Genomic DNA, 11,602 nt, shown 5'->3' on the forward strand with positions numbered 1-11,602 from the left:
TTGTAATGAGCTACCCCGATATTGTTTTAGCGTCTTCTTCTCCACGCCGGCGTGAATTGTTGGCCCAGCTGGGTGTTAATTTTACCCTGGTGAGCGCTGATATTGATGAAACGCCACAGCCGGGCGAAACACCCGTGGCCTATGTACAGCGTCTGGCCCAGCAAAAAGCCCGTGCCGGCTTAGCCCGTTTAAGCCAGCCGATGCCAGTGCTGGGGGCTGATACCATAGTGGTGGCCGATAACCAAATCCTCGGTAAACCGGCCAACTTTGCCGACTTTAACCGCACTATGCAGCTGTTGTCCGGCCGTTGTCATCAGGTGATGACAGCCATAGCACTGCTTAACCACCAGCGCTGCCTGACACAGCTGGTGACGACCGATGTTTGCTTTCGTCAGCTGCAGATACACGAGATAGACCACTACTGGCACAGCGGTGAACCGCAGGACAAAGCCGGTGGTTACGGTATTCAGGGCCTGGCGGCAAAGTTTGTCCGGCGTATTAATGGCAGCTATACCGGCGTGGTTGGGCTACCCTTGTGTGAAACTGAACAGTTATTGCAGCAGTGGCAGGAGCAAGCATGAGTGCAGAATTACTGCTAAACGTAACCCCCAGCGAAACCCGGGTGGCATTAATTGAAAACGGCGTGCTGCAGGAGCTGCATATCGAGCGTCAGGCCAAGCTGGGGCTGGTGGGCAACATCTATGTGGGCAAAGTCAGCCGGGTGCTGCCGGGCATGCAGGCTGCTTTTGTTGATATCGGCCTGGATAAAGCCGCGTTTTTACATGCCTCCGATATCGTGCAACACGACCCACTGGCCGAACTGGACGGCAAACCGGCGGTCAGTAAAGATATCCGTGTACTGGTGCGCGAGGGGCAGTATCTGCTGGTGCAGGTGGTGAAAGATCCGCTGGGTACCAAGGGCGCGCGGTTAACCACCGATATTACGCTGCCATCGCGTTATCTGGTGTTTATGCCCGGCTCACCGCATGTTGGCGTGTCGCAGCGGCTGGAAAGCGACACCGAGCGCCAGCGCTTAAAAGATATTGTCAGCCAGTATCTGGATGACAGCGGCGGCTTTATTGTGCGTACCGCGGCTGAAGGTGCAAAAGAAGAAGAACTGGCGCAGGATGCCCGCTTTTTGAAAAAGCTTTGGGCCAAGGTCATTAAACGCAAGCAAAAAACCCGTAAAGAAGGCGTAGTCTATGAGGATCTTACGCTGGCCTATCGCATACTGCGCGACTTTGTCGGCGCTGAGCTGGAACGGATCCGCATTGACTCCAAGTTAACCTTTGGCCAGCTGACGGCCTTTTGCGAAGAGTTTATTCCGCATTTATCGCCACTGCTGGAGTACTACCCCGGTGAGCGGCCGATTTTTGATATGTTTGATGTGGAAAACGAAATTCAGCGCGCACTGGAGCGCAAAGTGCCGCTAAAAAGCGGCGGCTATCTGATTATCGATCAGACCGAAGCGATGACGACAATAGACGTGAACACCGGCGCCTTTGTTGGTCACCGTAATTTGGAAGAAACCATCTTTAATACCAATACCGAAGCCACCCAGGCAATAGCACGCCAGCTGCGGCTGCGTAATTTGGGCGGTATTATTATTATCGACTTTATTGATATGCAAAGCAGTGAGCATAAAAAGCGGGTGTTTCACAGCTTAGAGCTTGCACTGGCGCGGGATAGGGCAAAAACCAATATTCACGGCTTCTCGGCGCTGGGGTTGGTTGAGATGACCCGCAAAAGAACCCGCGAAAGTTTGGAACATATTCTCTGCTCTGAGTGTCCAGTATGTGAGGGGCGTGGCAGTTTAAAAACGGTGGAAACCGTCTGTTTTGAAATACTGCGTGAAATTGTGCGGGTAAACCGGGCCTACGCCGCCGACAAATTTGTGGTTTATGTGTCACCGGCAGTCAAAGATGCGCTGACCAATGATGAGTTTCATAGTCTGGCAGAACTGCAGGTGTTTATTGGTAAGCAGATCAGTATTCATACCGAACCCTTATATACGCAGGAGCAATTCGACGTGGTGATGATGTAGTGCATAAAGCAACGCGGCTGTGTTTTTATTGTTTACACAAGGTCTGGCTTGCACTGGCGGTGCTGCTGGTACTGCTGGCTGTGCTGATTTCCGTGTTGCGCTACAGTTTGCCTTATGCCGACAACTACAAGCATCGGATTGAACAACTCATTAGCGACCGCTATGGCGCCAGTGTACAAATTGGTGAGCTCAGCGCAGGTTGGCAGAAATTTGGCCCGGCGCTGCTGTTAAAGCAGGTGCAGCTGTTTGACGACAAACAAAACGTTCAGTTGCAGATCCGCGAAACCCGGGTGCGGCTGGACTTCTGGCGCAGCCTGCTAAACCGGCAGCTAACGGCACAACATTTTGAGCTGAACGGCCTGACATATTATCTGGACAGCAGCAGCATTCTGGCCCGCGACATGCTTGGCAACGAGCCGCAAAACCCGTTAGACAACACACCGCTGCTGGATGCGCTGGAAAACCTGTTGTTTAAACAGCTGGCGTATTTCTCGGTGACGGACAGCCAGCTGGTATTGCAAAACCAGCAACTGCCGGATCTGGTGCTGAATATTAAACAGCTGGACTGGAATAACAGTGGCAACCGCCATCAGGGCGCGGGCGAGTTATCGTTGGCCGGTGTCACCGCCAATACGGTGTCCTTTGTGCTGGATTTACACGGCGAGACCCTGGCAACGGCCTTTGGCCAGCTATATCTGCAAAGCGAGCGGCTGGATGTACTGCCCTGGTTTGCCAGTATGTTACCGCCGAGCCAGAAACTGCAACAGGCCAGTGTTAACTTTGCCGCCTGGGGGCGGATAGACGGCGGCTTGCTGCAGCGGTTCCAGGTAGAATTGGCCGATAACAGCTTAAGCTGGCAGCGCGAGGGTGAAGCACAGCAACTCAGCCTGGGTCAGGGCCAGTTGTTATGGTTGCCCAAGGCCGAAGGCTGGTCGCTGTACTCAGGTGAATTGACCTTAGCCGCTGGCCAGCAACAATGGCAGGACTTGCAATTACAACTGCATTATCAGCAAGGGCAGTGGCTGGGTAGCCTGGATAATGTCTATCTGGATGCCATTACGCCGCTGGCGCATTTGCTGGCCGATGATATAACGCTGTTGCAGCAGTTAGTGGCATACCAGCCGGCCGGGCATTTACAACAATTGCAATGGCGTGTGACGCCAGAGCAATGGCAACTGGCCGGCCGTTTTGCGGCGCTGCAGTCGCAGCCATTGGGTGATATCCCCGGCGTCAAGGCGCTGCAGGGCGACTTCCTGCTTAGTGATACCGTATCGCGGCTGACACTGCAGGCTGAGCAAGGCGAGCTGCAATGGGACGGCTTATTCAGTGCGCCAACGCCGTATCAGCAGCTGTCGGCCACCGCCTATTTACAGTTGGACGATAGCGCCCACTGGCGGCTGAGTATTCCTAAGCTGCAGTTGCACAGCGACGATCTGCAGCTGGATGCCAGTATCCAACTGGATGAAAAACTGCAAATTCTGGCACGGCTGCAACAGCTTGATGCGGCCAATGCTTATCGTTATTACCCGCAGCGCTATATGCCAGAGGCCACCCGCGATTATTTAAGCCGCGCTATTCTGGCCGGTCAGGTAAGTGACGCCCGCATGTTGTGGCAGGGTAAAGTCGCCGATTTTCCGTATCGCCAGCAGCAAGGGGTGTTCCAGGTTGATGCCCGGCTAACGCAGGGCCAGTTTGCCTTTGCCCCCGACTGGCCGTTGCTGGAAGACCTTAGCGCAACACTGTGGTTTGAAAATGCGGCGATGCAAATTCAGTCAGACGGCGGCAGCTTGCAGGGCATAGCGCTGCAACAGGGCGTAACCGCTGAGATAGCGGATTTATTTGCCGCCGACACGCTGGATATTACCATCAAGCAGCAGGTTAACGCGGCAGACGTGACTGAGCTAATCCTGCAATCGCCACTTAAGGCTCAGCTGGGGCAAACCCTGGCGCATCTGGGCGTGGCCGGTAAGGTAGACGCCGACGTTAAGCTGGCAATAGGCTTACGCCAGGCGGGCGTGCAGGCGACAGGCGAGGTTGGCTTTAGCGGTGCCGAACTGAATTTACAAGCGCCGGCGCTGCAGGTTCAGCAGCTAACGGGGCGTTTAGCCTTTAACAATCAACAGATCAGCGCCGATGGCTTGCAGCTGAACTGGCGTGGTTTGCCAATAACAGCGGCGCTGCAGGGCGACAGTAACGCTGACGGCTATCAGCTGGCGCTGCTGCTCAGTGGTGAGCATAACAGCCAGCAGCTGCTGCAGGCACTGCATGCACCGGCGGCAACCTTAGTCGCCGGCGACACCGGCTGGCAGGGGCAGTTAGCGCTGCAACTGAACGATAGCGGCATACATTATCAGGCGCAGTTGGGCAGCACCTTGCAGCATACCGCCTTGCTGCTGCCGGCACCCTATACTAAACCGGCCGATAGCACGACAGCCTTAACGCTGACGCTAACCGGCGACAGTACGCAGTCTGCCATAGCACTGAACTATGCCGACCAGCTGCATTTTAACGCCATGCTGCAGCACGCCAGCCAGCAGCTTAGCCATGCCCACCTTAGCTTGGGTGCGGCAGAGGTGGTGCGCAACAAAGCCGACTTTAGTATCAGTGTTGACTTGCCGCAGTTGGACTTTCTGGCCTGGTTTGATCTGATCCAGCAGCAGCTTGCAGCCACTGAGGCGGGTAATACCGGGCTGTTTCCGCCGCTGGCCGCCGTGCGCGGTAAAATTGGCCTGCTGGATATTGCGCCGGGTATCCGGCTAAACAACAGTGTATTTGACGCAGAGCAGGGCGCAGCTGCCTGGCAGTTGCAGCTTAACAGCACTGAGCTGGCCAGCCGCTGGCAATTTAGTAAAGACTGGCAGCAACAGGGCATAACGGCAACCTTTGACTATCTGCGCCTGCCATTGGCACAGCAGGTTAATAGCAGTGCCGAGGCGGCGCAAGTGACTGAAAAGCTGGCACTCAGCGCGCAGCGCTGGCTGTTAGCCTTACCTCCGATCAGCGTCAGCTGTGCCGATTGCAGCCTGGGGAACTACCGCTTTGGCCAGGTTGAAGCCAAAGCACATAGCAGCGGCGATCGCTGGCAGTTAAGCAGCCTGCAGGCCAATTACAAAAAACACCAGCTCAGTGCACAGGGGTATTGGCAGGATGACGGTACGGCCGGTTACAGTACCTTTAGCGGCCGGCTGCAAAGCAATAATATTGGCGCTATGCTGGACGAGTTTCAGCTGACCTCCGCGATTGCTGGCAGCAGTGCTGACATTCAGTTTGCGCTAAACTGGCCCGGTGCACCAAATCAATACCAGCTGGATGACTTGTCAGGTGAAGTGCGCTACAGCCTGGGTGAAGGCGCCTTGACTGAAGTGAGTGATCAGGGTTCGCGGCTGTTTTCTATCTTCAGCCTGGACTCGCTGCTGCGCAAACTGCGGCTGGATTTTCGCGATGTGTTTGCCAAAGGCTTTTTCTATAACAACATGACCGGCAGCCTGATGCTGGAACAAGGCGTTGCGCAAACCAGCGATGCCAGCATTGACGGTGTACCGGGTAACTTGCAAATTCAGGGCTATGCCGATTTAGTCAGTAAAGAGCTGGACTACCAGATGGCCTTTGCGCCTAAGGTGACCTCCAGTTTACCGGTGATTATCGCCTGGATGGTCAACCCGGCTACCGGCCTGGCGGCGCTGGCGCTGGACGAGGTATTTCAAAGTGCTGAGGTGATCTCGAAAATTAACTTTACCGTGACCGGCAGCTTTGACAAACCGGTGGTGACCGAAGTAAACCGCCACAGCACCGAAGTGCCGGTACCGGTGCGGGTCGCCCAGCCAGAAGCCATTATTGAATTGCCGGCAGAACAACAGCCTGCCACCGACAGGAAACAACCCCATGGTTAACTGGCGGCTGTCGGCCATTCAGCTAAACAGCACGCCTGAGCCAGAGCAAAACCTGGCGCAGGTGGCGCTATATCTGCAGCAGCTTAGCACAGCGTACCGCGACAGCCTGCCGCATCTGGTGGCATTGCCCGAGTGCTTTGCGGTATTTGGCGGCGGTGACGGCCTGCAGTTGCAGCATCAGGCGGCATTGGGGCAAGGCCCAATCCAGCAGCGCTGCGCTGCGTTAGCACAGCAGTATGGCGTATTTTTATTAGCCGGTTCTTTGCCTACCCATAGCCCGGATCCGGGCCGCTTTAGTGCCAGCAGTATCTTGTTTGGTCCTGATGGCCGTATCCTGGCGGATTACCAGAAAATGCACTTGTTTGACGTTGACGTAACTGACAGCACCGGCAGTTACCGCGAGTCGGCCAGCACCTATGCCGGGCAAAAAATCAGCCTGGCTGAGCTGGACGGCCTAAAGCTTGGCCTGTCGGTATGTTATGATGTGCGCTTTCCCGGCCTGATGCAGGCATTAATGGCCCAGGGCATGCAATTGCTGACAGTCCCCTCGGCGTTTACCCGGGTTACCGGGGAGGCGCACTGGCATACTTTGCTACGGGCCAGGGCCATTGAAAACCAGTGTTTTGTGTTGGCGCCAAACCAGACCGGCGTACATGCCAACGGCCGTGAAACTTATGGCCACAGCCTGATCATCGACCCCTGGGGCCGCGTATTAGCCGATGCTGGCACGGCACCAGGCTGGATATCAGCACAAATTGATGTAACAGATTGCGCTGTATTGCGGCAAAAAATGCCGCTGGCACAGCATAACCGTTTTAACAGTGAGCTCAAATGATGACTGCACCAGAGCAGAACCTGATCACCGCCTCCGACCTGACAGAAAAAGATCTGCAGGCCACGCTGGGCTATTTATTCGCGCATCAGCTGGACTATGCTGATTTGTATTTTCAGTCCAGCGTGCATGAATCCTGGGTGCTGGAAGATGGCCTGGTAAAAGACGGTTCTTTTAATATTGAGCGTGGTGTTGGCGTTCGCGCCATCAGTGGTGAGAAAACCGGTTTTGCCTACGCGGACACCATCAGCACGGCTGCGTTAAAACAAGCGGCGACGGCAGCGCGCGGTATTGCCGCCCAGGGCCAGCAGGGCAGCGTTAAGGCTTTTAGTAAGAGTGGCGGCAGCAGTATTTACCTGCCGTGCGAGCCGCTGCAAAGTTTAACCAACACCGACAAAGTGGCCTTACTGCATCAGATAGAAGCCTATATCCGTACGCTGGACAGCCGCGCCGAACAGGTGATGGTGAGCTTATCCGGCGTATATGAAGAGATCCTGGTGGCCGCCAGCGACGGCACTTACGCCAGCGACATTCGGCCGCTGGTGCGGTTAAACTGTTCAGTACTATTGCAACAGGGCGAGCGGCGTGAACGTGGTAGCGCTGGCGGTGGCGGGCGCACCAGCTACAGCTATTTTACCGAGACGGTAAACGGCGAGCCGCGCTGGCAGCATTATGCGCGTGAAGCCGTACGCCAGGCGCAGGTTAATTTAACCGCTATTGATGCGCCGGCCGGCACTATGCCGGTGGTCTTGGGCAGTGGCTGGCCCGGTGTGTTGCTGCACGAAGCGGTAGGCCATGGCCTGGAAGGCGACTTTAACCGTAAAGGCTCCTCCACCTTTAGCGGCCGTGTTGGCCAGCAGGTCGCGTCTAAGCTGTGTACCATAGTGGATGACGGCACCCTAGCACACCGCAGGGGCTCACTGAATGTTGACGATGAAGGCGTAGCCAGTCAGCATAATGTACTGATCGAAAACGGTATTTTAAAAGGCTATATTCAGGACAAGCATAACGCTATGCTAATGGGCGTGGCCCCTACCGGTAATGGCCGGCGAGAGTCTTTTGCGCACCTGCCTATGCCGCGGATGACCAACACTTATATGCTGGCGGGTGAAAGTGACCCGACTGAGATTATCGCCAGTGTGAAAAAAGGCATTTATGCGCCTAATTTCGGCGGTGGCCAGGTGGACATTACCTCGGGCAAGTTTGTGTTTTCCGCCTCTGAAGCCTATCTGATTGAAAACGGCAAAATTACCGCGCCGATTAAAGGCGCAACTTTAATTGGTAATGGCCCGGAAGCAATGCAGCAGGTGTCGATGGTGGGTAACGATCTAGCCCTGGATGCCGGTGTTGGTGTTTGTGGCAAGCAAGGCCAGAGCGTACCGGTAGGCGTTGGCCAGCCCACGCTGAAACTGGATGCGATGACTGTAGGTGGCACGCAGTAAATTTATTTAATGACCTGCTGACCGTGTGCTAACCGGCAGCCCACACCAACACGCCATGAATACGTCCCTGTAGGCTCGATTCCGCCCATCCGGGGCTCCAACGGTTGGTTTAGGGCAGACCGATTAGCACACTCAGTTGGGATGTAATAGACAACATTAACAGGGATATAACGCAAAATGGCAGCATTTGGCACCGTATTTACGCCGGAGATGATCCTCTCCCGTTTTAGCAACGACAGCTGGACTGAACCACAGTTTGTCGCCACTGACAGCATTAGCCTGCACCCGGGCGCGCATGTACTGCATTATTCCAGCACCTGCTTTGAAGGCTTAAAGGCGTTTAAGCATGCTGACGGCAGCGTGTATATTTTCCGCATGGACAAAAACGTTGCCCGTTTAGCGCAAAGCAGCGCGTTGCTGGCCCTGCCTAAATTTGATCCGGCAATGTTAAGCCGGATGATTGTCGACATTGTCGGCCGTTATGCCAGCGAAGTACCAACACCGCCGGGTTCCATGTATATCCGGCCAACCCATATCGGTACCGAAGCGTCTATCGGTAAGGCGGCGGCCCCCAGCCTGGAATCGATGCTATATGTGCTGTTATCACCGGTAGGCGATTACTTTGCCGGTGGCGCCAAACCTTTGCGGTTACTGTTGGAAGACAACGCCCGCTGTGCCCCGCATATGGGCATGGTAAAAAGTGGTGGCAACTACGCCAGTGCGTTGCAGCCCATTATGAAAGCCCGTGCCGCGGTACAGGCCGATCAGGTGCTGTTTTGCCCTAATGGTGACGTGCAGGAAACCGGCGCAGCGAACTTTTTGCTGATCGACGGTAATGAACTGATTACCAAGGCTCTGGATGCCAGCTTTTTACACGGCATTACCCGTGATTCTATCCTGACACTGGCGCGCGATCGCGGTATGAAGGTGTCTGAGCGCGAACTGACGGTAGATGAGTTGTTAGAGCGCGCGGCCAAGCCGGGCGCAGAAGCAGCGCTGTCGGGCACCGCGGCGGTATTAACGCCGGTGGGTACTTTAATTCACAATGGCAAAGAATATCAGGTAGGCAATGGCCAGGGTGGCGCCACCACTAATGCACTGCGCCAGGCGCTAAATGATATTCAGTGGGGCAAAGCCGCCGATACGCACGGTTGGTTAACCAAAGTCTGCTAAACCTAGGGGCGCATATTTGCGCCCTTTTTATTGCGGGTGTGATTAGGGCGCAATAATGCGCCCCTACGATGTTGGCTGTGTGATCAGGGCGCAATAATGCGCCCCACGATGTTGGCTGTGTGATCAGGGCGCAATAATGCGCCCCTACAGTCAGATTAGGTTATTCTTTAATAATCAGTGGTTTAATTAACTGGAACAGCTCGCGATACGCTTTAGGCGGTTGCTGTTTTTCCTGTTCTTTTTTCGCATTGCGCATCAGCTGGCGTAGCTGCTGCACATCAACGTCGGGGTACTGGGCAATAAATTCTGTCACCGCGTCGTTGTCGGCCAGCAACTTATCGCGCCAGTGTTCCACCTTATGAAACTGTCGTGTCGCTGCCTGATTAGTATTACGGATCAGCGCCAGTGCCTGTTCTATCGGTTCTAAATCACGGCTGCGCATTAAGCGGCCAATAAACTGGATATGGCGGCGCAGCGCTTCGCGTTTGTTGCCCAGCTTGTCGGCCAGCTGCAGTGCATCTTTTAGCTCGTCGTCCAGCGGCACCCGGGCGCGGGCGGCAGCGCTTAATGCCACCAGCTCTTCGCCCAGTTTTTGCAGCTCATGCATTTCGCGTTTTATCTGCGACTTACTTTTGCCTTCTTCTTCGTCCCAGGTATCGCCGTGGATAAAATCGGTCATCTTTGGTTCACTCTTAACAATAATGCCGCTAAGTATACATGATAGTGCGCCGCAGCAGCAGCCAGCTTACACAGACTATGGTAAGCTTGAAGCAAATAATTTGGCTGAACCGAGATTATGCAACAAGCACAACCGACTATCTGGCAGGAAATTGATGACGTAAAACAAGCGGTGGCCGAGGTGCTGGCGCATGCTAAGCAACTGGGCGCCACTACGGCTGAGGCCTCGATGAGCCGCACCAAGGGGTTAAGCGTAGAAACCCGCCATGGCGAGGTGGAAACCGTAGAGTTTAACCAGGACGGCGGCCTGGGTATCAGTTTGTATTTTGGCCAGCGCAAAGGCTCGGCCTCTACTGCTGATTTAAGCCCGCAGGCGCTGCGGCGCACGGTGGAGGCGGCTGCCGATATAGCCCGTTATACTTCAGAAGACCCGCATACCGGCATAGCGGATGCCAGTTGGCTGGACATGTCGCCACCGGATCTGGATTTATATCACCCGGACAGCATCAGCACTGAAGACGCGATCCGGCTGTGTGCCAGTGCCGAGGCGGCAGCTTTTGACAGTGATGCACGTATTACCAACTCAGAGGGCGCCTCGTTTTCATCTCATACCGGTTTAAAGGTGTATGGCAATAGCCATGGCCAACTGGTGGGTTATCCCAGCTCGCGCCACAGCTTTAGTTGCGTGGTGATCGGCGAAGATGGCGACGACATGCAGCGCGACTACAGTTTTACGGTGGCCCGGCGCTACCAGGATTTGCTGGACCCGAAACAAATTGGCCGCGAAGCCGCGCTGGAAACCGTGGCCCGCTTAAATGCGCGCCAGATTGCGACACAAAAAGTGCCGGTGATCTTTCGCGCCGATATTGCCAGTAGCTTATTTGGCCATTTGGTGTCGGCGATCAGTGGCGGTAGCATCTACCGTAAGTCGAGCTTTTTGCTGGATAAAGTCGGCCAGCAAATTATGGCGCCGGGCATTACGATCACAGAGCAGCCGCATATCCGCCAGGGCCTGGCGTCCAGCCCTTTTGATGGCGAAGGGGTGAAAACCCGTGACTTAGCGGTGATAGAGCAAGGCGTGCTAACCACTTACCTGACCACCAGCTACTCAGCACGTAAACTGGGTATGGCCAGCACCGGCCATGCCGGCGGCATCCACAACTGGTTAATCAGCCACGGCGATGAAGATTTGCTGCAATTGTGCCGCACTATGGGCAAAGGCCTGCTGGTGACCGAACTGATGGGCCAGGGCGTGAACACTGTAACCGGCGATTATTCGCGCGGTGCCGCCGGCTTTTGGGTTGAGCACGGCGAAATTCAGTTTCCGGTAGCGGAAGTGACCATTGCTGGCAATTTAAAAGATATGCTAATGCAAATAGCGGCAGTGGGTAATGACATTGACCGCCGTGGTGGTGTGTTAACCGGCTCGGTGTTAATCAGCCAGATGCAGGTGGCCGGCAGTTAGTGTAATCAACGCAATAAAAAGCCCGGTTATACGAACCGGGCTTTTTTGTAAGAGCTGCAGTGAGAATCGACTTGCTTT

Annotated in this window: 8 protein-coding genes; 7 read left to right on the top strand and 1 reads right to left on the bottom strand. The window is 55.1% G+C overall.

What is annotated here, in order from left to right; all coding sequences use genetic code 11:
• The first annotated feature begins 5 nt into the window (after window positions 1-5).
• The 6 genes from EYB30_RS01295 to EYB30_RS01320 all read left to right on the top strand — a co-directional run bounded on the left by EYB30_RS01295 (window position 6) and on the right by EYB30_RS01320 (window position 9,381).
• The gene (locus EYB30_RS01295; protein ID WP_166836228.1) at window positions 6-581 is read left to right on the top strand and encodes a Maf family protein; all 576 of its coding nucleotides are present in this window, start codon (window positions 6-8) and stop codon (window positions 579-581) included.
• Window positions 578-2,044 carry a ribonuclease G gene (gene rng / locus EYB30_RS01300; RefSeq protein ID WP_166836230.1) on the top strand — a complete coding sequence of 489 codons (1,467 nt, stop codon included), beginning with the start codon at window positions 578-580 and terminating at the stop codon, window positions 2,042-2,044. Before EYB30_RS01295 ends, rng begins: the two co-directional genes overlap by 4 nt.
• Window positions 2,044-5,934, top strand: a complete 3,891-nt coding sequence (locus EYB30_RS01305) for a YhdP family protein (protein WP_166836232.1) — start codon at window positions 2,044-2,046, stop codon at window positions 5,932-5,934. Before rng ends, EYB30_RS01305 begins: the two co-directional genes overlap by 1 nt.
• Window positions 5,927-6,769 (top strand): carbon-nitrogen hydrolase family protein, encoded by an 843-nt coding sequence (locus tag EYB30_RS01310; RefSeq protein ID WP_166836234.1) that lies wholly within the window; start codon window positions 5,927-5,929, stop codon window positions 6,767-6,769. Before EYB30_RS01305 ends, EYB30_RS01310 begins: the two co-directional genes overlap by 8 nt.
• On the top strand, window positions 6,769-8,208 hold the full coding sequence (gene tldD / locus EYB30_RS01315; RefSeq protein WP_166837613.1) for a metalloprotease TldD: 1,440 nt from the start codon (window positions 6,769-6,771) through the stop codon (window positions 8,206-8,208). Before EYB30_RS01310 ends, tldD begins: the two co-directional genes overlap by 1 nt.
• Before the next feature lie 177 nt (window positions 8,209-8,385).
• Entirely contained in the window at window positions 8,386-9,381 is a 996-nt protein-coding gene (locus EYB30_RS01320) for a branched-chain amino acid aminotransferase (RefSeq protein ID WP_166836235.1), read from the top strand.
• A 160-nt stretch (window positions 9,382-9,541) separates the two neighbouring features.
• On the opposite strand, the gene yjgA is transcribed toward EYB30_RS01320, so the two are convergent.
• Entirely contained in the window at window positions 9,542-10,060 is a 519-nt protein-coding gene (yjgA, locus tag EYB30_RS01325) for a ribosome biogenesis factor YjgA (RefSeq protein WP_166836237.1), read from the bottom strand.
• Between the two features lie 117 nt (window positions 10,061-10,177).
• Between yjgA and pmbA the strand changes: the two genes are divergently transcribed.
• Window positions 10,178-11,524: a metalloprotease PmbA gene (gene pmbA, locus EYB30_RS01330; protein ID WP_166836239.1), complete on the top strand. Its 1,347-nt coding sequence runs from the start codon at window positions 10,178-10,180 to the stop codon at window positions 11,522-11,524.
• The last annotated feature ends 78 nt before the right edge of the window (window positions 11,525-11,602 follow it).

The organism is Rheinheimera pleomorphica (genome assembly GCF_011634895.1).
Lineage (GTDB): Bacteria > Pseudomonadota > Gammaproteobacteria > Enterobacterales > Alteromonadaceae > Alishewanella > Alishewanella pleomorphica.